The sequence below is a fragment of the Pseudoalteromonas sp. UG3-2 genome, assembly GCF_037120705.1.
Taxonomy (GTDB): Bacteria; Pseudomonadota; Gammaproteobacteria; order Enterobacterales; family Alteromonadaceae; genus Pseudoalteromonas.
On the sequence record NZ_JAWLJU010000002.1, the window covers coordinates 295,049 to 320,455 of the forward strand.

Annotated in this window: 23 protein-coding genes; 15 read left to right on the forward strand and 8 right to left on the reverse strand. The window is 45.1% G+C overall.

What is annotated here, in order from left to right; genetic code table 11:
• The first annotated feature begins 121 nt into the window (after window positions 1–121).
• Complete coding sequence (locus R3P39_RS04655) at window positions 122–2,368, forward strand: TonB-dependent receptor (protein WP_336565956.1); 2,247 nt, start codon at window positions 122–124, stop codon at window positions 2,366–2,368.
• Between the two features lie 96 nt (window positions 2,369–2,464).
• Here the strand turns inward: R3P39_RS04655 and R3P39_RS04660 are convergent, their stop codons facing one another.
• Window positions 2,465–4,744, reverse strand: a complete 2,280-nt coding sequence (locus R3P39_RS04660) for a TonB-dependent receptor (protein WP_336577263.1) — start codon at window positions 4,742–4,744, stop codon at window positions 2,465–2,467.
• 244 nt (window positions 4,745–4,988) lie between these two features.
• Between R3P39_RS04660 and R3P39_RS04665 the strand changes: the two genes are divergently transcribed.
• The 3 genes from R3P39_RS04665 (at window position 4,989) to R3P39_RS04675 (ending at window position 8,960) form a co-directional block, all read left to right on the forward strand.
• Window positions 4,989–5,996 carry a LacI family DNA-binding transcriptional regulator gene (locus R3P39_RS04665; protein ID WP_336565957.1) on the forward strand — a complete coding sequence of 336 codons (1,008 nt, stop codon included), beginning with the start codon at window positions 4,989–4,991 and terminating at the stop codon, window positions 5,994–5,996.
• Window positions 5,997–6,178: 182 nt separating this feature from the next.
• Window positions 6,179–7,441: an MFS transporter gene (locus R3P39_RS04670; RefSeq protein ID WP_336565958.1), complete on the forward strand. Its 1,263-nt coding sequence runs from the start codon at window positions 6,179–6,181 to the stop codon at window positions 7,439–7,441.
• A gap of 4 nt (window positions 7,442–7,445) precedes the next feature.
• Window positions 7,446–8,960: a trehalase family glycosidase gene (locus R3P39_RS04675; protein ID WP_336565959.1), complete on the forward strand. Its 1,515-nt coding sequence runs from the start codon at window positions 7,446–7,448 to the stop codon at window positions 8,958–8,960.
• On the opposite strand, the gene R3P39_RS04680 is transcribed toward R3P39_RS04675, so the two are convergent.
• Window positions 8,896–9,807 carry an AraC family transcriptional regulator gene (locus R3P39_RS04680; RefSeq protein ID WP_336565960.1) on the reverse strand — a complete coding sequence of 304 codons (912 nt, stop codon included), beginning with the start codon at window positions 9,805–9,807 and terminating at the stop codon, window positions 8,896–8,898. The two genes, R3P39_RS04675 and R3P39_RS04680, sit on opposite strands and share 65 nt — an antisense overlap.
• A 170-nt stretch (window positions 9,808–9,977) precedes the next feature.
• Here R3P39_RS04680 and exaC point away from each other — a divergent pair, with 170 nt between their 5' ends.
• The 6 genes from exaC to R3P39_RS04710 all read left to right on the forward strand — a co-directional run bounded on the left by exaC (window position 9,978) and on the right by R3P39_RS04710 (window position 15,112).
• The gene (gene exaC, locus R3P39_RS04685) at window positions 9,978–11,498 is read left to right on the forward strand and encodes an acetaldehyde dehydrogenase ExaC (protein ID WP_336565961.1); all 1,521 of its coding nucleotides are present in this window, start codon (window positions 9,978–9,980) and stop codon (window positions 11,496–11,498) included.
• Window positions 11,499–11,860: 362 nt separating this feature from the next.
• The gene (locus R3P39_RS04690) at window positions 11,861–12,145 is read left to right on the forward strand and encodes a hypothetical protein (RefSeq protein WP_336565962.1); all 285 of its coding nucleotides are present in this window, start codon (window positions 11,861–11,863) and stop codon (window positions 12,143–12,145) included.
• Between the two features lie 485 nt (window positions 12,146–12,630).
• Window positions 12,631–13,014, forward strand: a complete 384-nt coding sequence (locus tag R3P39_RS04695; RefSeq protein WP_336565964.1) for a hypothetical protein — start codon at window positions 12,631–12,633, stop codon at window positions 13,012–13,014.
• Between the two features lie 221 nt (window positions 13,015–13,235).
• Window positions 13,236–13,394, forward strand: coding sequence for a hypothetical protein (locus R3P39_RS04700; protein ID WP_336565965.1), 159 nt, complete (start codon window positions 13,236–13,238; stop codon window positions 13,392–13,394).
• A gap of 117 nt (window positions 13,395–13,511) precedes the next feature.
• Window positions 13,512–14,045, forward strand: a complete 534-nt coding sequence (locus tag R3P39_RS04705) for a hypothetical protein (protein ID WP_336565967.1) — start codon at window positions 13,512–13,514, stop codon at window positions 14,043–14,045.
• 302 nt (window positions 14,046–14,347) lie between these two features.
• Window positions 14,348–15,112: a class II glutamine amidotransferase gene (locus tag R3P39_RS04710; RefSeq protein WP_336565968.1), complete on the forward strand. Its 765-nt coding sequence runs from the start codon at window positions 14,348–14,350 to the stop codon at window positions 15,110–15,112.
• A gap of 52 nt (window positions 15,113–15,164) precedes the next feature.
• Here the strand turns inward: R3P39_RS04710 and R3P39_RS04715 are convergent, their stop codons facing one another.
• From R3P39_RS04715 to purM, 3 genes are read right to left on the reverse strand one after another with little or no spacing between them, the layout of a single operon-like run.
• Window positions 15,165–15,878: a DUF3108 domain-containing protein gene (locus R3P39_RS04715; RefSeq protein ID WP_442962078.1), complete on the reverse strand. Its 714-nt coding sequence runs from the start codon at window positions 15,876–15,878 to the stop codon at window positions 15,165–15,167.
• A 4-nt stretch (window positions 15,879–15,882) separates the two neighbouring features.
• Window positions 15,883–16,533, reverse strand: coding sequence for a phosphoribosylglycinamide formyltransferase (gene purN / locus R3P39_RS04720; RefSeq protein ID WP_336565970.1), 651 nt, complete (start codon window positions 16,531–16,533; stop codon window positions 15,883–15,885).
• Window positions 16,533–17,585 carry a phosphoribosylformylglycinamidine cyclo-ligase gene (purM, locus tag R3P39_RS04725; RefSeq protein WP_336565971.1) on the reverse strand — a complete coding sequence of 351 codons (1,053 nt, stop codon included), beginning with the start codon at window positions 17,583–17,585 and terminating at the stop codon, window positions 16,533–16,535. The genes purN and purM overlap by 1 nt, the downstream gene beginning before the upstream one ends.
• Before the next feature lie 292 nt (window positions 17,586–17,877).
• Here purM and R3P39_RS04730 point away from each other — a divergent pair, with 292 nt between their 5' ends.
• Both R3P39_RS04730 and R3P39_RS04735 read left to right on the forward strand, forming a co-directional pair.
• A complete protein-coding gene (locus R3P39_RS04730) occupies window positions 17,878–18,120 on the forward strand; it encodes a YdcH family protein (RefSeq protein ID WP_336565972.1) in 243 nt (80 codons plus the stop codon).
• A 238-nt stretch (window positions 18,121–18,358) separates the two neighbouring features.
• On the forward strand, window positions 18,359–19,861 hold the full coding sequence (locus tag R3P39_RS04735) for a putative bifunctional diguanylate cyclase/phosphodiesterase (protein WP_336565973.1): 1,503 nt from the start codon (window positions 18,359–18,361) through the stop codon (window positions 19,859–19,861).
• On the opposite strand, the gene R3P39_RS04740 is transcribed toward R3P39_RS04735, so the two are convergent.
• Window positions 19,858–20,829, reverse strand: coding sequence for a LysR family transcriptional regulator (locus R3P39_RS04740; RefSeq protein ID WP_336565975.1), 972 nt, complete (start codon window positions 20,827–20,829; stop codon window positions 19,858–19,860). The two genes, R3P39_RS04735 and R3P39_RS04740, sit on opposite strands and share 4 nt — an antisense overlap.
• Window positions 20,830–20,997: 168 nt before the next feature.
• On the opposite strand from R3P39_RS04740, the gene R3P39_RS04745 reads away from it, so the two are divergent.
• Window positions 20,998–21,975 carry a zinc-binding dehydrogenase gene (locus tag R3P39_RS04745; RefSeq protein ID WP_336565976.1) on the forward strand — a complete coding sequence of 326 codons (978 nt, stop codon included), beginning with the start codon at window positions 20,998–21,000 and terminating at the stop codon, window positions 21,973–21,975.
• A 285-nt stretch (window positions 21,976–22,260) separates the two neighbouring features.
• A complete protein-coding gene (locus R3P39_RS04750) occupies window positions 22,261–22,848 on the forward strand; it encodes an MlaC/ttg2D family ABC transporter substrate-binding protein (protein WP_336565977.1) in 588 nt (195 codons plus the stop codon).
• Between the two features lie 75 nt (window positions 22,849–22,923).
• Here R3P39_RS04750 and R3P39_RS04755 read toward each other — a convergent pair whose 3' ends face one another.
• Together R3P39_RS04755 and R3P39_RS04760 are read right to left on the reverse strand one after the other, a co-directional pair.
• Window positions 22,924–23,901: a 2-hydroxyacid dehydrogenase gene (locus R3P39_RS04755; RefSeq protein WP_336565979.1), complete on the reverse strand. Its 978-nt coding sequence runs from the start codon at window positions 23,899–23,901 to the stop codon at window positions 22,924–22,926.
• Window positions 23,867–24,382 carry a glutathione peroxidase gene (locus R3P39_RS04760; RefSeq protein WP_336565980.1) on the reverse strand — a complete coding sequence of 172 codons (516 nt, stop codon included), beginning with the start codon at window positions 24,380–24,382 and terminating at the stop codon, window positions 23,867–23,869. The genes R3P39_RS04755 and R3P39_RS04760 overlap by 35 nt, the downstream gene beginning before the upstream one ends.
• Before the next feature lie 129 nt (window positions 24,383–24,511).
• Between R3P39_RS04760 and R3P39_RS04765 the strand changes: the two genes are divergently transcribed.
• Entirely contained in the window at window positions 24,512–25,399 is an 888-nt protein-coding gene (locus tag R3P39_RS04765) for an NAD(P)-dependent oxidoreductase (RefSeq protein WP_336565982.1), read from the forward strand.
• Window positions 25,400–25,407: the final 8 nt, after the last annotated feature.

Genomic DNA, 25,407 nt, shown 5'->3' on the forward strand with positions numbered 1-25,407 from the left:
CCCTCCAGAGGAAAGAGATGCCTTAAGCGCATCTTTTTTTATGCCTGAAATTAAATGGTTTTAGGCATGGGTTGTGACCTCTCGCAACCAGTTCACACACGGTGATTCCTTTGGAGATTATATGATTACAGTTTTACCTCGCCTTGGTTTATCTGCGATTTCAGCTGCGGTACTTGCAGCCGTTACCTTCCCTAGCACAGCAGTTGCTGAACAAGCGGATGATGCTAAACAAGAAAAACAGGTCTTTGAGAAAATCGAAGTAACCGCACGTAAGCGTACCGAAAGCCTTTTTGAAACCCCAACTGCCATTACGTCTATTGGCGCCGGCGACATTGATAAGGCGAACATCAGCAACCTTGATGACATTGGTAAGTTTGTACCAAACTTGAACATCACCCGCTATGGTGTTGGTAATGCCGCTCATGCATCCGTATTCATTCGTGGTATTGGCTTGCAAGATCATGTTATCACTACCGACCCAGGTGTGGGTGTTTACGTTGATGGAGTGTATCTTGGTCGCCAGATGGGCTCAAACCTGTCGTTGCCAAACGTAGAACGAGTTGAAGTTTTGCGTGGTCCACAAGGAACCTTGTATGGCCGTAATACTCTAGGTGGTGCCGTTAACGTTATCACCAAACAACCTGACGCTGAAGAAATTGCCACAGTACAGGCTAAAATCGGCTCACGCGGTCGTTTAGCAACGGATATATACACCAGTCAGTCTTTAACAGATGATTTAAGTTTCTCAGCGAGTGCGTCATACAAACAACGTGATGGTGTTGGTAAAGCGATTAATCTGGCCAACCCAGAAAAAGAAATTGGTGAAGAGCAAGAGCTCAGTGGTCGCTTAGCAGTTAAATGGCAAGCAAGCAGCGATGTTGTTGTAACGGCTGCTTTTGACGCCGTGGATAATGAATCCGGTCAATCCCCTTATACCATCGAGCTGACCGAGCCACTGGATCCTAACGATCCGAAAAATGGCGATTTCCCACTGCTTGACGCGTCCATGCTACCAAATAACCCTGACGACCTTGCAACCACAGTGGCAGGAATTGAGAGCACAGACTATTCAGGTTGGGGTGGGGCGGTTACCGCTGAGTGGCAAGCAACCGATACCTATGCAGTAAAATTCATTGCCAGCAAACGTAGCTCAGAGTACACCGGTGGCCTTGATGATGATGCGGTAGCGCTTAATTTGTCGGAATTCCCAGAAGAAGGTGGAGCCGATCAGCACTCATTCGAACTACAACTCAATGGTACGTACGATACCTGGGACTTTGTCTCTGGACTGTATTACTTTAACGAAGATGGTTTTACCAGCTCAGGCCCATTCGTATTTAGCCCTTGGAATACCCCAAATGGCCTTATGAATGATGGCGTAACCGCTTCATTTGGTGATTATGGTTACTTCGACATCAACCAAGAAACAGACGCTTATGCGGCGTACATTAATGCCAGCTTTGATATCACCGATTTATTAAGCATTGGTGGTGGTTTGCGTTATTCGGAAGACAAAAAAGCAGCCGATGCTATGTTCCCAAGCTTTACTGAACGTAAGTTTGTTACTGCTGAGTTTGATGAAGTAACGTGGGATATTAATGCTGCTTACCAGCTAACTCGCGATATTAACGTTTACGCACAAGTACAAAAAGGTTACCAAAGTGGTGGCTTCCCGCCACGTCCATTTAACGGTCCGGCACAATTTACTGTTTTTGATGAAACCAAAGCCATTAACTATGAAGTAGGCTTTAAAGGCCAAGTGCATGACAATGTGTCTATGATGGTTGCGGCTTTCGTTACCGATTACACTGATTTAGCTTTACCATTTAACGATCCTACTGCGGGTAGTGGCTTTGTCACTACAGTTGAAAATGCCGGTGAATCAAAAGCGCAAGGTATTGAGCTGGAAACCACAGTGGCAATCACTGACGACTTCTCAGTACGTAGTTCAATTGGTTACCTTGATTCTGAAATCACTCATGTTGACGATGGCGTAGTTGGTATTGGTGAGGGCGATGTCCCAGCATTGACACCACGCTGGACCGTCATGGTAGCACCAACGTACTTCTACGACTTAGACCATGGCGCCACTATCACGGTTAACGGCAGTTATTCTTATCGTTCAGACATGCAAGGTCAATCGGTTACCCGTGCAAGTGAACACATTGAATCACGTGAACTACTTGGCTTTAATGTTTCTTATACTAATGCTGACGGTGACATGGAAGTGACGTTATACGGTGAGAACGTATTAAACGAAGTGTACGACGTAGGTCGTCTGCAGCAAAGTGGCTTTGTGGGCGTAATGCGCAGCAATGACCGCAGTGAATTTGGTCTGAAATTCAAAAAAGAATTCTGGCTAGATTAATGTCGCTGTTGTGATAAAAAAAATGGCCGCAATTGCGGCCATTTTTGCTGCTGTGATTAACAGTTCAAGGGATAAATTTGCTTATTACGTGCAGCTTTAAAAACTATAGGCAACACTAAACTTCACGCTTCGAGGCATAATATAGCGGCCATTTGGTGAGTCTGGATTACGCGGGTCGCCTTCGGTGATCCCTTGTTCATCTGTGAGATTATCAACGGCTAACTGCAGCTTAACGCCTTCACTTGGCTCAAGAATAAGGCCGACATCAACCTTTTCGTAGCCCTCTAGCACAACGGTGTTTTCATTATTACCAAAGCGATCATCCACTGCTGAGAGGGTGCCATAGAGGGTGGCGTACATATTGGCAATTTCAAAGTCGTAGCTTGGCGTAATACGTAGCATCCAATCTGGCTGGCGCTGTGCCTTGTTGCCTTCGTTGCTGGGGCTTTCAGTGATCTCTGTGTCTTGCCAAGTAGCGTTTAAGTTAACCGACAGCCCTGAGCTGTGGTTGTAGCGGTAATCTACTTCTAAGCCCATTGCTTCATTGGTTAAGATCTCTGCTGGCACACCTGGGCGTCTAACAAAGGTGTCACCTTTCACTTCGTTGCTGAATAAGGTGACAAACAAGTCGCTGGCATTACCCATGTATTTGTAACCCAGCTCAGCCTGAGTGACTTCTTTTATCAGTGACTCACCACCTTCATAGGCGCCAAAGTTATCTCTAAAGTCATCGAAGTAAGGCATTTTATAGCCTTTGTTCATGCGCACGAAAGTGCCCGACTCATTACTTAGGCGATAATCCGCACCCACAGTCCAGGATGTTTTACGCTCATCGTAGTCAACTGCTATGGTGGTGATGCCATCGAGTCCTTCGTCAACTGAGTATTCCACCTCATGTTGCTCACTGCGTAAACCTAAATCGAATTTGAGCTTGTCAGTTGCTTGGTAGCTTTGTGTGGTATAAAGAGCAAAAGTGGTGGCGTCTCCTGAACTATTAATGTCGTAGTTAAAGGCACAACCGGCTAGGTCGGCATTACAAGCAATGCCATTAAGCACTTCACCGCCTTGCTCTAACACATGGTAGGCGGTATTACCCAAACTCCACCAATCTTCTGCTGATGTGGTAGCAGTGTAGAGGCCAAAGGCACTCGACCAATCACCAAAGTCTTTACTAAAGGCTAAATCATTGCTGAATGCCTCTATTTCTTTTAGTACCACCCAACGACCATATTGCTGCACCATGGTATTGCCGTCATAACTGTTACCAGTCACGCTGCCGGTTGCCGACTCGCCATTGTCTGCCACTTCACTTAATAGAGTCGCTGCACCCGCTGGCACTAAACCTAAGGTGTTAGCATCGCCTTGCGTTAAACTGAAACGGTCTGTCAGTTGCCAGCCATTATCAAACTCGACGTTCAAACTACCGCCAGAAACATGGCCCTTCCAGCCACGGCCATCACCGAGATCAATGGCCATTGCAGTGGGGTTATTGCCGGCATAAATAATGGCTTTACGGTTATTGGTGCCCAGTTGCGTAAACTCAGCATCCACTCCGGCAACATTCAGTGGCGTAGGTAAGTACCACGCGCCAGTATCGTCGGTTTGACGGGTGTAAATATTAAACTCGCCACGGTCAAACTCTTTAGTTAAGTTAATGGTAAACTGATGGCCACGTTCAGAGCTAAAACCGGCATCGCGGATCCCCGATGAACGCTTAACATAGCCGCCCACCATGTAATAAAGCTCGTCTGCTATTTCGCCACTTAATACACCGTCAATGCGGTTGAGGCCATAATCTGTGGTGGTGTATTTGAACGTCGCCTCGGTTTCAGAGCTGCCACGTTTAAGCTGGAAGTTAGTGGTAAGCCCTGGCTGGCCATTAGAAACAACCGGGTTAGGGCCGCCACGTAAGCCTTCCATCATGGCGATGGTTTCATCGAGACGAAAAATAGAAGTGTTTTCTAGAAATGACAGTGTTGGGGGCGGATAAATAGGGCTGCCTTGCAAGCTGACGGTTAAAAATGGCGCATCGCCACCACCGGGGAAACCCCGTACAAACACGTTCGCACCCGACTCACCACCTGAGCTCTCAACCCAGATACCAGGTACGGCTTTTAGCAAGTCGGCGGTGCTCTTTGGAGCTAACTTATCGATTTGCACGGCATCGATATTAGTCACGGCAAAGCTGGCATCGATTTTTGATACCCCCATACCTCCAGGTGTACCAGATACGATAATGGTCTCTACTTTGTCTTTTTTGTTGCTCGCTTGCTCGGCATTAGCTGAAACGCTGAGCGCCATGCTCACAGCAGCAGCGACCAAGCTAAAAGTGGTTGTTTTTATCACGGCAAAAGCCCTCTCGTTGTTGTCATACATTGCGTGGCCGGAAATAGCTAGTGGCTATTAAACCGACAATTCTTTATGCTGTTTTTTCTAAAATAGATGTTAATGCAAACGTTTGCAATGGTGTTGTATAAAAAACTGTCATAAAATTCTAAATTGGCTTGCCAACTGGGTTTAAAGGTGCGATATACTTAAATTCAGAGGCCTACAGTAATATCACTATTTTCATACAGTTACTGTTAGCGCACAGCATGTGATGTAATAAAGGTCAGCAATAATGGCAACAAAAAAACTTAACCTATCCGATTTGGCTCAGCTTGCTGGGGTGTCCGCTTCTACCGCATCACGTGCACTTAACGACAACCCTCTGATTAAAAAAGAAACCCGCGAGCGCATTCAAGCGCTAGCCAAACAGCACCACTTTAGCGTTAACGCAGCAGCAAGCCGGTTGCGAATGCAAAAAACCAAAGTCATTGCGGTGATAATTAATCTTGAAGCGGAAACCCAGCAATCGGTTGATGATCCGTTTTTGCTCAAGGTAGTGAGTGATATTAATCGCGCAGTGAACCGCAATGGCTATGAGTTATTGTTATCGAATTCGTTTATGGCCGGTGAAGATTGGCACGGCTACTTTATTTCTGGACGCCGAGCCGATGGCGTGATTGTTATAGGCCAAGGTAAAGAGCAAGCCAGAATCGAGCAAGCCGCAAAAGCCGGAACACCGATAGTGGTGTGGGGCGACCCTAAAACCTCAGCCAACTACCCCATAGTAGGCAGTGACAACTTTGTTGGTGGCTTAACGGCGACCGAGCACTTATTGGCACAAGGCGCGCGAAACCTGTTATTTATGGGCGACCCGGGTCACGCTGAGCTTGGTGAGCGTTACCGAGGCTTTTGTCAGGCCGTAGCTCATGCGACGGATGCGGTAAGTGCCAATATGGTGAAAATTGATATCACTTCAGACGCCGCTTATAGCAAAATCAATCAATTATTACGTGAACAAGGGTTGGTGTTTGATGGCATTTTTGCCTGCAGTGATATGGTGGCGTTAGGGGCATTAAAAGCGCTTAAAGAGCGCTATGTTAGTGTCCCCAACGACGTTCGTATTGTCGGTTTTGATGATATTGCTATGGCACAAATAAGCTTTCCTGCTTTGACAACGGTTAAGCAAGACACCGCTGCTGCGGCTGAGCTGTTAGTGGCTAAGTTACTACAACAATTGGCTGGTAAACACTGTGATTCGCAAGAGGTCGCTTCAACACTGATTGTCAGGCAGTCAAGCTAGTTTTATCCCGTATTTCCGCCCAGTGAATAGGGTGATGAGCGCCCTATACAGGATATAAGTTTCTATTTTTCCATTAATAACAAAGACCAATAAAAAAGAATTTGGTTTTTAATGCAAACGATTGCAAAAAGGCGCAAGTCTGTCTAGACTGAATAACATTCACTCTAGTTACGAGAATAATAATGAACCGAGCACGCATCATTCTCGCTATGGCAGCAAGTTACTTCCTCTTTGCTATTTTGCTCAATAGCGTGGGTACAGTAATTTTGCAATCGATTCATAGTTTTAATGTCAGTAAAGCGGAAGCGGCGACGCTAGAGGCGTTTAAAGATCTGCCCATCGCCATTGTGTCTTTCTTAGTGGCCTCCTTTATCCCTCGGGTGGGCTTTAAAATTGCCCTTACGCTGGTTTTAGTGCTGGTGAGCTTAGTGTGCGCGCTCACTCCGATTATTGCTGAGTTTTGGGTATTAAAGTTGGTTTTCGCTGCGGTTGGATCTGCGTTTGCGGTGGTTAAGGTATCGGTGTACGCCTTAGTGGGGCAAGTAACCGAGGGCAGTAATCAGCACTCTAGCTTACTCAACTTCATTGAAGGCGTCTTTATGCTCGGGGTACTGGGTGGTTATTGGGTGTTTGCTGCTTTTATTGACACCAGCACCTTAGAGCCCAGTTGGTTACATGTCTATTTTGTTTTAGCTGTGCTCAGTGCTATCACGGCGTTTATTGTTTGGATCTCGCCTATCGCTAAGCCAGAGCGGCAACAAGTCACCGAATCGCCTCTGCAAGCGTTCTTATCCATGCTTAAGCTGGTGGCCAAGCCATTGGTGTTAGTCTTTGTTATTTCAGCATTTTTATACGTGCTCATTGAACAAAGCATTGGCACTTGGCTGCCAACGTTTAACAATGAAATTTTAGCGCTACCGGTGGATATTAGCGTACAAATCACCAGTGTTTTTGCTGCTTGCTTAGCGCTTGGGCGCCTAGGTGCAGGGGCAATATTAACCAAAGTGCATTGGTACATCGTATTAAATGTCTGCGTGTTTGCCATGGCGGCATTGGTGTTATTAACCTTACCCATGACTGAGCTGGTTGATCAAACGCCCATTCAGTCCCTCTTCGATGCCCCTTTAGTGGCGTTTCTAATGCCCCTAATAGGTTTATTTATGGCGCCTATTTATCCGGTTATTAATTCGGTGATGCTCAGCAGCTTGCCCACCACTCAACACGCCGCGATGACTGGACTAATTGTGGTGTTCTCGGCTCTAGGCGGCAGCACCGGCTCAATGATAACCGGGATCGTATTTGAACAATTCGGTGGACAGCAAGCGTTTTATGGTGCACTGGTGCCCATGGCTATCATTGTTGTGTGCTTGTTCTTTTTTAAAATTATGAGTGATTCAACCAAATTGGCACAGGATAAAGCCAATCTGCAACATGAAGTGAGTTAATCCTATGCAGTACCAATCGAGCTTTTATAGCAGCAAATTGTTTAAAGCGGTGCAACAAGCGGGCATTTTTGCCGATAGCAAAACCTTTGCAGACGCAGTCGCGAATAGTCCCGTTGATGAAATCGAAGCGCAATTTGCATTACAGCAACCTAAAGGACAGGATTTGCTTACGTTTGTGCAAGCACACTTTTCCTTTCAAGCGGCGACAGAGTTACAGGCGTTACCAAGATTGAGCAATGCAAAACAATACATCGCCGAGCTTTGGCAGCGCTTATCACGCCAGCCCAGTGTCACAACTAAAGGTTCGCTACTGCCATTACCACATCCATATGTAGTACCGGGTGGCCGCTTTAATGAAATTTACTATTGGGACAGCTATTTTACCGCGCTGGGCCTGATGGATGTTGGCCGCGAAGATTTAGTCGCCGGCATGCTCAATAACTTTATTAGCTTAATTGCGAGTTTTGGGCATGTGCCCAATGGTAATCGTGACTATTATCAGAGTCGTTCACAGCCGCCGGTCACCGCCTTGATGGTGGATTTGCTGTGGCAACAAATAAGTGAAGACGACGCTTGGTTAGAGACGGTTACGGATGCGTTAGAAAAAGAGTATGCTTTTTGGATGGCGGTTGATGACAAAGGAGCAGAGCAAGTAGCGCAGCGCCGAGTGGTTCACATGCCTTGTGGCGGGCGATTGAACCGTTATTGGGATCCGCTGCAGTTGCCAAGGCCGGAATCTTTTAAAGAAGACTTGGAGCTTGCGCAATCAGCGCCAAACCCTGACATCTTATATCAACACATTCGTGCTGCGTGTGAATCGGGGTGGGATTTTAGCAGCCGCTGGCTCGCCGATCCCCAAACCCTAAGTAGCATTCGCACCACGGACATTATTCCGGTTGATTTAAATGCCTTGATGTTATTGCTAGAACAACAACTTGAAAAGTGCTGGTCAAATCTGGCAAAGCCTCATCAAGCTAAGCACTATGGTAAACTGGCAGAAAAAAGACAGGCCTTGTTGCAACAGTATTTTTGGTGTGAACAGGGGGGCTGGTACTACGATCTTGAACTCAGTGATTATAGCCGTGCCAAGGTTTGCTCTTTGGCGGCAACAGCGGTGTTATTTGCCAAGGTACCGACCCCGCAGCAAGCACAAAAGATGGCTGCTAACATTGAGCGTCGGTTTCTTAAACAAGGCGGCTTAGTGACCACTTTAAACCACACCGAGCAACAATGGGATGCCCCTAATGGCTGGGCGCCACTGCAGTGGTTTGCCGTGGCAGGACTGGCACATTATGGCCAGACCAAGCTAGCAGAGGCCATTATGCGGGCTTGGCTGTACGCCGTTGAAACTGGCTTTGAGCACCATGGTTGCTTATTGGAGAAGTACAATGTTGAGCATCCAGAACAACGGGCAAGCGGTGGCGAGTATGTGGTACAACAAGGCTTTGGCTGGACTAATGGCGTAAGTAGTCGTTTTTACCACTTGCTAGAAAACGGTTTTGATACGCTTTCGGGCTAATATTAAACGCTTGTTTAAATGCCCGGCTAAATTGACTGGGGTGCTTAAACCCCAGTGCAAAACTCACCGCAGTGACTTGTATGCCTTGCTTTAGTTTTTGTTTGGCATGGTTTAATTTTCTTGCTTGTAGCCATTGCTGTGGCGTGGTATTGAAATAATGGCGAAACTGAGCAAAGAAACGACTGCGGCTCATACAGCTTAGTTTACAGAGTTTATCAACATCCAGCGGTTCCTCTAGGTGGCTTTCCATATAATTAAGTGCGTGATGCAGCCCGGATTTGTCTGGGCTTTGCTGTGCCACAGTCAATAGTAAGTCACGACTTTGTTGTTGCAGTAATCGGGCGATCAACTCTTCCATGGCGAGATCAATAAAGTAGCTGCGATTTGGATCATTTTCAATAAATAGATGCAGTAAACGGCTTAAACAGTGCTGTGTTTGCCAATTGTGCTCGGTGTGCACTAAGGTATCTTGATAATGGATTAAGTCATCATCGTGGCGCCTCATGCGCTCACTCACTTGCGCAATCTTATCGCGGCTGATTTCAATGGCAAGACAGCTAGTGGGGGATTGCAAAGACGCCTCTGGAAAGTCGATATACACAGCTTGTTGCGGAGCGAGTACAAAGCTTTGCTGGGGTAGAAAAGCTTGGTGATAATTGCAATCATCGACATGCATGACCTTTTTGCCACTTATCATGGCGCAGAATAACACTTCACTGGCGGCCAGTTTGACCCCATGACTTGGCTCATAGGTATCGTAAACACTGAGTTCAGCATCGGTTGCCGCAAAACTGACTTTATTTTCTACTAACCGTTCTACCTTGGCGCGTTTTTTAGCTAATTGCACTGTGCCTCTCCTTTTTTTGCAATTCGGACTCAGAGTTCAAATTTACATACCCATAGTTAAGTTTTTAAGAGGGAACTGGGCTAATGTCAACTGGATAAGGTGAATAAAAGTTAAACAGTGTATTTGGCTTTATTCAACAATAACGATAAAAACACGTTGCAGAGGTTACTATGATATACGCAGATCCGAACACCGATGGTGCCGTAGTTAATTTTAAGTCACAGTATGAAAACTTTATCGCGGGACAATGGCAACCGCCCGTGTCGGGAAATTACTTTGATAATATTAGCCCGGTTAATGGCAAAGCGTTTTGCAAAATTCCACGCTCAGATCATCAAGATATTGCATTAGCGCTGGATGCCGCCCATGAGGCGAAATCGGCTTGGGGAAAAACCAGTGTCACTGAGCGCAGTAATACGTTATTAAAAATTGCCGACAGAATTGACGCCAATCTTGAATACCTTGCCGTTGCTGAGACTTGGGACAATGGTAAGGCGGTGCGCGAGACACTGGCAGCTGATGTGCCATTGGCGGCGGACCATTTTCGTTACTTTGCCGGTTGCATCCGTGCCCAAGAGGGGGCGATTGGCGAGATTGATGAGACCACCGTCGCCTATCACTTTCATGAACCGCTAGGCGTGGTCGGGCAAATTATCCCATGGAACTTTCCCTTACTGATGGCAGCGTGGAAGCTCGCTCCAGCATTGGCTGCAGGCAATTGTGTGGTACTTAAGCCAGCTGAGCAAACTCCTGTATCTATCTTACTATTTATGGAGCTGATAGCGGATCTGCTGCCAGATGGTGTGGTTAATATTGTTAATGGCTTTGGCGCTGAAGCAGGCGAAGCGCTGGCAACCAGCGATAGAATCGCCAAAATTGCATTTACCGGTTCAACGCCAGTGGGCTCGAAAATTCTCGAGTGTGCGGCTAAAAACATCATTCCTTCCACGGTGGAGCTTGGCGGCAAGTCACCAAATATTTTCTTCAGTGACGTCATGCAAGCCGACGATGAGTATTTAAGTAAATGCATCGAAGGTGCGGTGTTAGCTTACTTTAACCAAGGTGAGGTATGCACTTGTCCGTCGCGTTTATTTGTGCAAGAAGACATTTATGACGACTTTATTGCCAAGGTAGTGGCTCGTACGCAGGCAATAAAACGGGGCAACCCATTAGATACTGACACCATGGTTGGGGCGCAGGCATCAAAAGCACAGTTCGATAAAATCTTGAGCTACATCGATATCGGTAAGCAAGAAGGAGCTGAGGTGTTGATTGGCGGAGGAGTGGAGCAACTGAGCGGCGATCATCAGGCAGGTTATTATATTCAACCGACCTTGCTAAAAGGCCACAATCAGATGCGCGTATTCCAAGAAGAAATTTTTGGTCCGGTGATCTCCTTGTCGACCTTTAAAGATGAGCAAGAAGCACTGGAGCTGGCTAACAGCTCTGAGTTTGGACTCGGTGCCGGAGTTTGGACCAGAGACATGAATCGCGCTTATCACTTTGGCCGCAATATTGAAGCGGGTAGGGTATGGACAAACTGTTACCACATGTACCCAGCGCACGCGGCGTTTGGTGGTTATAAAAAGTCAGGGATCGGTAGAGAAACCCATAAAAAAGCACTTGATCATTACCAGCAGACGAAAAACATGTTGGTAAGTTACAGTACCAGCCCTCTGGGTTTCTTTTAATATCGAACATAGGTGAGTAGGCTGTCGTCATTGTGAGTTGTGCAGTATGGCATTGGCGATAGCAATTCAACAATAAAAACCATAAGTAAGTGTGAAAAAATAGCCGTTTAGCCTATTGCGTGTAAGATATGTCTTACTTTATTGAGCGTTAAATATGTTTCTTTAAAAGAGACAGATTGACTTTTGACTAAATGAAACGACTTAGTGTGTTGATATATATAACTTTTTACTGGTTTTCTCGGCAGAGGGGTGGAACGGTTGGTGAATTATGTTTATTTAGCGCCGTGCAATGGCTTGTAGAGAGAATAAAAATCGCTAAAGTAGCAGACAACTAATCAAATAATATAGCAAACGGAGATGCTATGTTTAAATTCATTTCTTGGATTTTTTCCATTACCGCCTTTTCTCTGGCCGTTTTCTTCTTAACCCAGTCAAGCTATGGTCTGTTATTTACCATGATACTGGCGGGGCTGATTGCCTTACCCAAGCAAACTGCTGAAGTTCAGCCTTTAGGTGTTAGACTTCATGCCAAGCATCTTGTAAAAGAGCATAAAACATTGAGCTCCAAAGAAGTCATGAATTTTATTATTGCTTGCTCACTGGCCGGAGCTGGCTTGTTTATGCAATGGCATCACTTTGCTGTATAAGTTGGCAGGTGTATTGTTTACATTGTCCTCGACAGGTTCTGCTCCCGTCCATGAGTGCCGACTAAGTTATATCAATCAGCATTAAGACTTACTCAATTTGAGGCAGCAGACTTAACGTTAATGGCATTTAAAATTTCTTATTCACAGCAACAGAAGTGCCAAATCCTTGCCTTGAATAGGGCACTTTAATCAGCGAGTTGGTATTATTAACGCCTGCTCTAAAGCACTAATTTTATTTCTTATAAATATGGGTATTTGGAGTCTGGCTGCGAGACCCTCAAATGATCCTTATATTTCAAGTTTGTATAACCAGCTTTTTATATCAGCTCTATTTACAGCAGTCTTTTACCTTGGTAAAAAGCCACAGTAGAGAACACAGTTAAGCAAGTAAGCGTTTTCATAGTTGGGTAAGTTCACATGTTAGCGTAGTGTTAGTTTTATCCGTTTTGGGGTTAAATTGAAATATGGAGCAACACAAGGTGTCGGTGGAAGAAAGTAAAGAAACAAATAATGCAGTTGAACATACGGAAGATAACAAAGATAAAAATGAGACTGTAACTACTGAATTGAACTTTGAGTTATTGAAGCAATATGCTTGGCTTTCATCTGTGATAACAGGTGCTGTAGTTATCTTAATCCAACTCAAGGTAATTCAGTTCAATGCTGATTTTTATATCCCATTTATTTGCTTCGGGGCTTCTATTTTAATATCACTTTTTGGCCAAGAATTCATAGTTGACTCCTTACTTAAAGGGAAAACAATTTACTGTGTTTCTAATAAAGTTAAAATTTATCGTCACACCTCCATGTTTACCTTGTCTTTTGGTGTAGGAATGTTAGCAGCTAACCTTATAAAAGCACTCACTTAAAAATAAAACATTAATACAAAAAAATTCTTGGCTGAGCAAGTAAACCACTCTGTTTATCCGCACTCAGCTCTAAAATTTGTAATGGTAAAAGCATCTGGGTTCATATCATTGCATTTTGTTGTTTTGTAACTTAGCATAATCAATAAGTTTGTACCCGCTATGGGTTTTGCGTGCTCTTTGGTAAGTACGCGCAACTCAATCACCATACTGGAAGTGGAATTATGGAAAAATCAAAAAATAAATATACTGCTGGTTGCTTGGTGCTAGTTACTCTAGGCACCTTATTGAGCACGCAAAAACCACTATTTTATTTAGATATCATTATTTTAACTATCGCAGTAGTGTTTGGTCTAATTGGCTACAGCAAAGGCGAAGAATAAACATCCTACGAGTAATAATAAAAAGCCAGAAAGTGGCTCACAGAGCTTGGGCTTAAAAGCGCTGCCTTTTTGGTCATATTTATCCCATTTTCGGCATTACATAAGTAAGGAACAATTATGAAAATTGGAATTTTATCAATCGCCTTAATGGTCATGGCAAACTCTGCTCTAGCGGATTGTAAAGTGGCCCTGCAAAAAAGGTTAGAAAAAGACGTAGACCTTAGCTACCAGCAGTTTGATCAAACAAAAGATAGCGGTTTTAGGCTGCTAGAGCAGTCTGGTTGCTATGCTGAAGCTGCTACTTTGATAAAAAGTTACATTGCTCACAATAACTCAAAAGAAAGCTCATTGACTTGGCACTTGGCTCAAATGGAAGGGTTAGCGGGAAATTATCAACAAGCGATTTTTCAGGCAAAAAAAGTACTGAAGCCAAACGAAAACTTAAGTGAGTTTCCAATGTATTGGAATGACTTTGTGTTAGGAAACATTGCCTTTTGGTCAAAAGATAAAGACATGCTAAAAAAGCACATGGCTAATATTGAACAAGGAGTGAGCTTTAAACCTAACCAGATCAATTTAAATTACCTGAATCTACTCCTCACAAATTTCAACTCAAGCTATTTGCAAGCATTAAAGGGACGTGATGCTTAACAATCAGTTAGGTTAAAGACACAAAACAAGTGGTTTTTTAAATCCTAATTGAGTTGTAGGGCGTGTGAACTAGAAATGAAAAAGTAAAGCTTATAAATCACCTGTTGGTAGCTAAAAAACACAGTAAAAGCATCCTTTGCATGGGGTTTAAGCTTGCCAATAGCTTGGCTCTGTTTAACAATGCTACTTCTAGATTAAAATCATAATAAAACTCGAGCGTTGCAAAGTCGCCTCTGCGATGAGCTCAGTAGTGGTGATTGATTTACTTTTTATATTTTTGTTTTTAAAGGTTAATTTGTTTAATGTGTGAGCTACTAGGGATGTCAGCAAACGTCCCCACCGATATTTGTTTTAGCTTTTCTGGCTTGTTAGAGCGCGGTGGCAACACCGGTCCCCATAAAGATGGCTGGGGGATCACGTTTTATGAGGGCAAAGGCTGTCGTACCTTCAAAGATCCTGAGCCCAGTTGTCAGTCAGAAATCGCGAAACTGGTTAAGGCGTATCCCATTAAGAGCGTGTCGGTGATAAGCCATATTCGCCAGGGCAATCGTGGCCGCACCTGCCTAGAGAACACTCACCCATTTACACGTGAGCTGTGGGGACGTGAGATTACCTATGCTCACAATGGCCAGCTTTCTGATTATAAAGACCTTAAAAGCGAGTTTTATCGCCCCGTAGGTAATACCGATAGCGAATTGGCGTTTTGTTGGATTTTAGACAAGGTGAGAGAAAAGTACCCAAGCCGGCCAAAAAATATGGTCTCGGTGTTTCGCTATATTGCTAAGCTTGCCCACACCCTACGTGCCAAAGGGGTGTTTAATATGCTGATCACCGATGGTATTTATGTGCTTGCTTACTGCACCAATAACCTACATTGGATCACCAGACGTGCGCCTTTTGGTAAGGCAACGTTAATCGATGCCGATATGGTGGTGGATTTTCAGCAGGAAACAACGCCAGATGATGTGGTTACCGTCATCGCTACTCGGCCACTAACCAACGACGAGCAATGGCAAAAGCTCGAGCCCGGTGAATTTGCTTTGTTTAAACTAGGTGAAAAAGTATAACGTTATTACCATGACAAGGTTGCTTAGCCAATCATAACCTTGTCATGAACTGTTACTTAGCTGTGGTTTTGCTATCTGGTTGATAGTGTTTTAATTCTATTTGAAACTGTTCCATACCATCTTTGCCCTTAAACATTTTTACCAGCATGTGGTTATATTCAGGAGCAAACCAAGCAATGGCTTGGCGGTCACTATCATCGTAAAGACGTTTTACTTTGATGGTGTTGATATTGCCAAAAGGCAGCGTGATCATCTCTTCACCAACCACGGCAAAGTCATAACTGCGTTGGTTGCCTTTTTTATCAATAATGGGGTAGCTAAACTTCCGCTTGCCAGCCATTAAGTCATGTCTTAACTGCACCTGATAGCTTAAATGATCTTGTTGCTGAGCTAACCACTTTACATCTAAAGGGTACTTTTGTTGGTTGGAATGTATGGTTTTATCTTCGCGATTAAACTTAACGCGATAATCCCTGTCTGGACCTGTGCCCTCACGTTTCATACTGTAGTGGAGCGGTTGTACTTGGTCATTGTGCACTTCAAAAAGTGACTCTTCGGTGCGAACGTCGGAGAAAATCATCCACTCAATGTCACTTTTATAGCGAACGGTGTAAGTGTTTTCAGCGACTTTACTCAGCTGTCGAGTGGCTTCGCCATGGACTTCGCCTTTACGTGAGACTTGATATTCAGCGTAATACTCGCTTAAAGGAGTCGCGATTGCTGAGCAGGAAAGGAGAGCGCTAATACCAACTAGCACAGCGCTCATTTTTTTATAGTTCTGGGTACGGCGCGCCTTCAAGTGGTAAGGTTTTGTTATCAAAAACAGCATAATCTGCTTCCATTTTTAGTCTTTGTTCACTGAACCATTTGACCACCAAAGGATAGAGTTTGTGTTCTTGCATATGCACACGTTTTGCTAGCGACTCTGCCGTATCGTCAGGGAGGATTGGTACTCTGGCTTGGCATACCACAGGACCGCCATCTAACTCCTCTGTAACAAAGTGAACGCTAACACCATGTTCGGCATCGTTGGCATCGATGGCTCTTTGGTGGGTGTTCAGCCCTTGATACTTAGGCAACAAAGAAGGGTGAATGTTCAACATTTTTCCCTTAAATTTTTGCACTAAGCTAGGAGTTAGAATACGCATAAATCCAGCTAATACAACTAAATCCGGCGTAAAGTCTGAGATCAGTTGACCAAGCGCAACATCGTACTCTTCTCGACTTGCAAACTGCTTATGGTCGAGCACTTGGGTTGCTATCCCCGCATGTTTTGCTCGAGTTAAGCCATAGGCATCCGCTTTATTACTGATCACCGCAGCCACTTCGGCATTGATGTAACCCGACTGGCAAGCGTCCATAATTGCTTGCAGGTTAGAGCCGCTGCCAGAGATCAGTACCACTAGGCGAGTTGGTGCCATTACTTGGCACCACCTACGATCTCTACTTGCTCTTCACCACTGACGGCAGCTTGAATTTCACCAATGTGCCACGCATTTTCGCCTTGCGCTTGGAGAATTTCTAAGCTTTTCTCAAGCTTATCTGCAGGTACCACCAACACCATACCAACACCACAGTTAAAGGTGCGATACATTTCATGGGTAGCAATGTTGCCGTTTTCTTGTAGCCAGTTGAAAATGGCTGGCCATTGCCAGCTGTCGCCTTTAATAACGGCTTTGGCTGACTCTGGTAATACGCGCGGAATGTTTTCCCAAAAGCCACCACCGGTGATGTGCGACAGGGCGTGTACATCCACTTCTTTTAATAACGCTAAAATTTGTTTTACGTAAATGCGGGTTGGCTCAAGTAAATGCTCGCCAAGGGTTTTACCTTCAAATTGTGCATTGGTATCAGCACCAGACACCTCAAGCACTTTACGGATCAATGAATAGCCATTTGAGTGCGGGCCGCTAGAGCCAAGCGCGATAAGTTGATCGCCTGTCGCAACTTTACTGCCATCAATGATTTTTGACTTTTCTACTACGCCAGTGCAAAAACCAGCCATGTCATAGTCATCGCCTTCATACATGCCAGGCATTTCTGCTGTTTCACCACCGATAAGTGCACAGCCAGACAGTTCACAGCCTTTACCAATACCCGTTACAACATCTGCAGCAACATCTACATCAAGCTTGCCTGTGGCGTAGTAATCAAGGAAAAATAGGGGTTCAGCACCTTGCACGATAAGATCGTTAACACACATGGCAACGAGGTCGATACCGACGGTATCGTGTTTTTTCAAATCGATTGCCAAACGCAGCTTGGTCCCCACGCCATCAGTGCCGGCAACCAAAACAGGCTCTTTATATCCAGTTGGAAGTTCACATAGGGCACCAAAACCACCGATGCCACCCATTACTTCTGGACGACGAGTTTTCTTTACTACGCCTTTAATTCTGTCGACAAGTGCGTTGCCCGCATCAATATCAACGCCAGCGTCTTTATAACTAAGAGACTGTTTTTGTTCGCTCACAGGTTTTCCTCTAAAAGTTGCTAGATAGATTTGCTTAGAAACGCCGATATTTTACAACAATTGCTCCCTAGCGGCTAGCGACTTTACAACAAAGAGCTGGGTTATTGGTCATTAGTCCTCGATTTTACTGTCAAGATAAGTTAAGCGGCAGTGTATACATTACCGTGGGCGCTGTTGAGGTAGATCAAAGTCGTCGCCGCAGTTAGGCGTAGTATGAATTTGCGACCTGACCAAGCGCTGTTTAGGTTAGGTCGATTTGCTATCACTTAACTCGACTTGATGGACGAATAAAATGAACATTGAACGCCATAGCCTAGCTAAAGAACTGCCAGAATTTAAAAATCAAATTCATGAACTGAAAATGTCAGATAACCACTTTTCAAAGTTGTTTAAAGATTACCACGATATTGATAATGCCGTTATTCGCATTGAAGATGGGGTGGAACACGCTTCAGATGAACACCTAGAGTCATTGAAAAAACAACGTTTGTGGTTGAAAGATCAGTTATATAGCCTGCTAAAAGCAGCAAAGTAAAACTGAGTGGCAAGGGGCTTAGTTGCTAAGCTCCTAGCTTAGGAATATTCCGGAAGCTGCTCTGGTTCTACTTTAACGTACAGAGACTCATATTTTTAACTATACTCAAAGCATCATTCACCTTTACAGTACCGCTTTGATCGCATTATTACTTGTCATAGCGGGTTGCGTCATCATGCTTCTCGCTTTTAAACCCGCAGCGCATATTTGCCGCTTAACAGCCTCAGCTGGGTGGCGATTGTTGCTGGTATTAATGACGCTGTTTGTCATCGGCTACGCCAGTTTTGCGCTGTTGTTGTACCAAAGCGGCGCGGCAAGCGTTGCCGAGCAGGGTTTAAGTCTGATTTTATTCCTCGGCTCCATTTTTGTTTACGTTGTTAATCAGCTGAGTTTAACCAGCCTCTATGAGCTTAACGAATCGGTCACCTTAGCCAAGTACAATGCCGAACATGACTTTTTAACCGACCTGGAAAACCGCCAGCGCTGTATTTTGGCAATTAACGAACATATTCGCCAGCAGCATGACTTTAGTATATTACTGGTGGACCTCAATAACTTTAAGCAGATAAACGACACCAAAGGGCACTTTTTTGGTGATAAATTATTGATTTCACTTGCTGAGCGCATGACTGCGGCGCTATTACCAGGCAATCAACTGTATCGCATTGGTGGTGACGAGTTTATCATTGTATTACAAGCCCCAGACGTTAATGGCATTTATGCGCAAAATAATGCCCTGCTCAGTGAGCTGCACAGCGGCATAGACGTAGAGGGCGTAACATTGGATATCACCTATAGCGCCGGCGCCAGTTTGTGTTTACAACAGCAGCAACAAGATGTCTTTGAGCTGTTAAAACAAGCCGACATAGCCATGTACTCAGCCAAACACAGTGCCCAGAGTATTGTGATCTTTGATGAAGAGCTACACGAGGGCATGGAAGCCGAGTTTCAGCTACTGGCGGATCTGAAAGTAGCCCTGTCAAGGTGCGAGCTTACCTTGCATTATCAACCCATTATAGCCAGCCAAAGTGGCGATATTTATGGTGTTGAAGCCTTACTTCGTTGGCCACAAAGCGACGGCAGTATGCTGTTGCCTGAGCAGTTTATCGCCGTGGCCGAGAAAAATAACTTAACTCGGCAGTTAAGTGCCTGGGTGATTAACCGCGTATTTCAAGACTTAGCAATTTTACTGGAATGCGTACCGAGCCTTAGCTTGCACGTGAATTTATCGAGCCAAGGCATTGCTGAGCAAAACCTAATTAATATGTTGGCGATGCAACTTGATAATCATCAGGTGGATGCCAATTGCATTGTTTTCGAACTCACAGAAAGTACCGTGATGGAAGAGGCACACAAAGCCCGCAGCTTAATAGAAACGCTCATTGATATGGGCTTTAGGGTGAGCATTGATGACTTTGGTACCGGCTTTTCCTCTTTTTCTATTTTAAAAGCATTGCCCATTTCGCAAATAAAAATTGATGGCTCTTTTGTGCGTCTGAGCCATCAAAGCGAAAAAGATCAGGCAATCGTAGAAACCAGCATGTTTTTGGCGAAAAAACTCGGTTGCAGTATCGTGGCTGTCGGGGTAGAAAGCGACGCTTGCTTGCGCTACCTAAACCAACTTGATTGCCCCTTGGTACAGGGCTTTCACATTTGCGAGCCACTCAGCTTATCGGAAACGGTGCAGTGGATGAACTCGCAAAAAATGGTCAAAGGGGCGATGAAGCGCCTCGATGGTTAAAAAGTTAACCGCGGCTTCGGTGGTTGAAAACCATACATGGATTCAAACCCCGGTATTTGGGTTTCCCAAATTGGGGTTCCTTCGCCAATGTAATCACGAAAGGCATCGAGGAACAAACGCGTTCTTACCGGCAAGTCTCGGTGGGGATAAAGTGCGTACATGGCAGCGTAATCGACTAACTTAACATCCGTCAGTAGGGGCTGGAGTAACCCCTGCTGAATTTCTTTGCCGACCAGAAAAGCCGGTACCACAATATAACAGGTACCAGATAACACGCTTTCTAATAAACTGTCGCCATCATTGGTGCGGAAAATGCTTTTTACGGCCACTTGCTGCTCAACATCGTGCTCATCGAGGTAGTTAATATTAGTAAAGCGTAATGCATCACTGGCGTAGGTCGCCGCAGGAAGCTGACTGAGCTCCTCGATGGTGGTAGGGGTACCATGGTTTTGTAAAAAGCTAGGGCTGGCTAAGATCAACAAGCGGTTGCGTGCTATCTTGCGGGCTATAAGCGATGAATCTTTTGGCTCACCAACGCGAAAGGCCAGATCGAACCCTTCACTAATGACATCCACTAAGCGGTCTTCAAGTCTCAGTTCCACTTCGACATGGGGAAAGCGTTTTTGAAACGCGTTGAGCACCGGTTGTACATAGCGGCGACCCACCACAGTGGAGCTGGCTATTTTCAGCAGGCCTTTGGGCTCGGTGTGGTAGTTTTGCGCAATACGTTGGGTATCATTTAACAGCAGCCGTAATTCTTGTGCCTTTTTTACCATTTCAGCACCGGCTGAAGTCAATGAAAAGGAGCGGGTAGTGCGGTTCATTAAACGTACCCCCAACTCATCTTCGAGCTTGGTCATTTGCTTGGAAATCACCGAGCGATCAATATTACGAAGCTGCGCCGCACTGGCAAATGAGCCACGCTCGACGACGTCCAAAAATATTAATAAACGGCTGCTAATGTCCATAAAATGTCTAAACTGTACTAAACTGATGCCATTGTGACACTAAACAAATGAGATTGCGAGGGTGATATTTGCATTAATGCTGTTGTCGCAATATGCTAACGGTGGTTTAATAAATTACATCAGTTTAGAGCTGGTGAACAAATTTTACAGTGAAATAAAAGGCAAAACATGAAAGCAGTGCAGTTCAATCGCAGCAATGGTATTTCGTTTCAGCAAGCTGAAATCGCCTCGCCTCAGCTTAATGACGATCATGTTTTAGTGAAAGTTGAGCAAGTAGGTCTCAGCTTCATTGATGCCAAAATTGCCAACAACCATGATATCGCTTTGGCCGATAAGGTGTTTGGTGTCGACGCCGTCGGTCGGGTGGAAAAGTCTTGTAAAACAGGGTTTCCTGAGCGTAGCTCTCGGGTGTTTTGGCATGGTGATATCACCTCTGCTGGTGTTATGAGCGAATACGTGTCAGTACCAAGTCATGCGCTTACGGTGCTGCCGCCAAAGGTCGACACCGCCATGGCAGCAGCGACCTTAGCGCCGGCTATGTCTGCCTTCATTGCCTTATTCAAGTTACAACTGAATAGCGGTGATACCATCATGGTGGAGTCAGCGCATCTGCCTGTTGGGCAAATGGCACTGCAATTTGCAAAGCAACAAGGCATTACCGTGGTTGCCAGCACCACTCCGGAGCAACAGAAATTAGTGCGCTCACTCGGAGCTGACGCGGTATACACCGCTACTGAGTTCAGCGGTTTGGCCGACTTTTTATCGCAACAGCTGGGTATTCGGGAGCTGGATGGCGTTATCGATTTAACTGCTCAGCATACCGAGGCACTGATCAACCAGCTCGTTTTTTGCGGCCGAGTCAGCTGTGTCGGTGGCCTGCCAAGTATTCAACAAACCACGTTAATGGCCAAGGCCCCGAACATCGGCATTGTCTCGCTCTGTGGCAGTTGGCTTTCCAATAGTATTTGTGCCCAGCAACGCATGGCATTTGTTGGCGATGCCTTAGCTGAGAAGCTATCGCAGGGCGAGATCACCTTACCTAACCACAGTAAAATTCAACCCAACCATACGGAACTGGTAACGGCCTTAGCGCAGCTTGCTCAGCCTGACAACGATCGTTTCTTTTCCGTATCACTCAATTTCTAGCTACATTCCCGGCCCAACCATAGAATCCCCAACAATCTTGGCATTTAGGCGCTTTCAAGCGATATAAATTGAAACACTTTTTGACACTTTCTAATTGCTAAAGCGCCTATAATGGCGGCGTTTATTCATGGGTAGTTAAAGCACTATCCAGCAGAATCAACGGCATCATTACCTGAATACACAGTAATGGTGTGTTTTTGGCACCAATATGTTTCTAATTGATATGTTTATTTGCACGGGTCAAATTGGATAGACTTGTGTCTAAGGTTTAATAAGGATTAAACGATGAAAAAGTTACTTGTTATTTTCAGTTTTTTGCTTTTTTCGGGCTTAGCCGTAGCGCAACAGACGCCTTATGCATTGATTAACCAAGTGGGTGAGCAACTATTTGCTGATATCAAAACGGTCAATAGCCAAGGCAAAGCAACTGAATCACAAATGAAAGGGATCGTGCGCAGTCGTTTGATGCCGCATATTGACGTTAAGTTTGTGTCTTTCAAATTACTGGGTAAACACATTAAAGGTTTAAAGCGCAGTGAAGCTGTGGATTTTATCAGTGCCGTAGATGAGTATCTGGTGTCTACCTATGCCAACGCCCTATTGCAGTACAAGGGGCAAGAAGTGTTGTTTGAAGAACTTCCGCTGTCTTCTGATTCCGACTTTGCCACTGTTAAAGTGTTGATAAAAGAGCCGTCAGGCCCTGACATCGACATGCATTTTAAGTTTAGGCAGAGCAAAAATGGTGATTGGAAAGTCTACGATATGGTTGCTGAGGGCATTTCATTACTCAGTGCCAAGCAAAAAGAAATCACCATGCGAATTTCTGAAGTAGGTCTTGCTAAGGTAACTCAAGAGTTAAAAAGCAAAGCCTAATTGACAAATTTACTTCCCCCGACTTTGAAGTAACCAAAAGAGCACATCATTATTGAGTGCTCTTTTTTTTGCTATTTATACTTGATTGACCAATGGCTGACCTTGTGCGATTGCGGCGAGGTTTTCGCACGTGACCGTGGCGATTTGCTTTAACGCTTCTTTGGTAAAAAAGCCTTGATGTCCGGTAATTAGGACGTTCGGAAAACTGACTAAGCGAGAAAACACATCGTCTTGAATTATTTCTTCACTGCGGTTTTTAAAGAACAACTCAGATTCTTGCTCGTAAACATCCAAGCCTAAATACCCCAATTGTTTTGACTTTAAGGCGTTAATGCAAGCCTTACTGTCTAATAACGCGCCACGGCTGGTGTTAATTAACATGGCACCGGGTTTCATTTGGGCAAAGGCCTCCGCGTCGATAATATGATGGGTATGTTCGTTTAACGGGCAGTGCAGGCTGATGATATCCGCTTGTGCTAGCAGGATCTCCAGTGACACTAAGGTATAGGGGCCTTCACCAGTATTTGGGTCGTACACCAGCACGTTGGCGCCAAAACCATTGAGGATACGCACCAGCGCTTGACCAATTTTACCACAGCCGATGATCCCAACCGTTTTATTATGCAGGTTGAAACCTAACAAGCCATTTAAGTCAAAATTGTCCTCGCGAACGCGGTTGTAGGCTTTGTGCGTTTTACGACTCAAGGTAAGCATTAAGGCAATACAATGCTCTGCGACAGCTTCTGGGCTGTAGGCGGGGACGCGAACCACGGCAATGCCGTGTTGTTGTGCCGCTTTAATGTCAACATTATTAAAGCCTGCACAACGTAAAGCAATGGTTTTCACCTCTAGCTTGGCAAGCTCAGCAATAACCTTGGCATTGATGTCATCGTTAACAAAGACACACACCGCATCATAACCTTGGCATAATTGTACGGTGTTTTCGTTAAGCGATTCAGCGATAAAGCTAAATTCTAAGGCGGCAATGCCGTGCGCGGCTTGCTGGAAAAAGGGCACTTCATAGTTTTGCGAGCTGAACAGGGCGACTTTCATTTTTTAAATGACTCTCTATCACAGGTTTTAACGTTTCAGGTTTCGTTCTAGGGGCATAACGTGATACTAACATGCCCTCAGAGTTTATTAGAAACTTAGTGAAATTCCACTTTATTGCTCGGTTTTGGGCGATCCCTCGGGTGTGTGATTTGAGAAAATTAAACAATGGGTGAGCGTCGGGTCCATTGACTTGTGTTTTAGTGCATATTTTAAAGCTCAGATTAAAATGAGTAGAGTAAAACTCTTTGAGCATTTCATCTTCCAATGGCTCATTGCGGCCAAACTGGTTGCAAGGAAATGCGAGGATCTCAAAGCCAAAGGGTTGGTACTTCTGATACAGCTTTTCCAGTGCTGATAATTGCGGTGCAAAACTACATTTACTGGCAATATTAACGATTAAAATAGGCTTGCCAGCTAAAGATTGTAATGGCAAGACCTGACCGTCGATGAGTTGTGCACTAAAACGATAAATATTTTCCATCCTTTCAGGCTCCGTGTGTAATATTCATGTTATTCGAGAACTGAGCCGTGTTTTTCATTTGCTATGATTGCTGGGCTCGGGTATAAAAACTCCATTCTTAATAAGATAACAAGCAAATAGGACAGTTTTATGTCAATCAAAGTCGCATTTTTAGGTTTAGGGGTAATGGGCTACCCAATGGCAGGCCATTTACACCAAGCTGGCCATCAAGTAACCGTGTATAACCGCACGACAGCGAAAGCCCAACAGTGGCTAAAAGAGTACTCAGGGAAATTGGCAACGACGCCAAAAGAGGCCGTGGCTGACTGCGACTTTGTGTTTATGTGTGTCGGCAACGATGATGATTTACGCTCTGTGGTGTATGGCGAGCAAGGTGTTCTAGCTGGCATGAAAGCAGGTGCAATTTTGGTTGATCACACCACAACGTCGGCCAAAGTAGCGCGAGAAATACACCAGTGCGCACAACAGCTGGCGGTCAGCTTTATTGATGCTCCAGTGTCGGGCGGGCAGGCAGGTGCGGAAAATGGCGTGCTTACGGTGATGGCTGGTGGTGACCAAGAAGCCTTCGCCAAAGCGCAACCCGTGATGGCCGCTTATGCCCAGTTTAGCCAACTTTTAGGTGATGTTGGCTCAGGTCAGTTATGTAAAATGGTCAACCAAATTTGCATAGCTGGGGTGGTGCAGGGCCTGGCTGAAGGCTTACACTTTGCCAAAAACGCCGGTCTAGATGGCGAAAAAGTCGTTGAAACCATTGCTAAAGGTGCGGCAGGCTCATGGCAAATGGAAAACCGCCACAAAACCATGTTGGCAGGGGAGTATGAGTTTGGTTTTGCCGTGGATTGGATGCGTAAAGATTTAGGGATCGCATTGGATGAAGCGCGCTCTAATGGCTCAAATTTGGCCCTTACGGCGATGGTGGACCAATACTATGCCGATGTGCAAGCCTTAGGTGGTAACCGTTATGATACGTCTAGCCTATTGGCAAGACTAGACGCCATTCATGAAAAGAAAAGGTAATTTTAGCC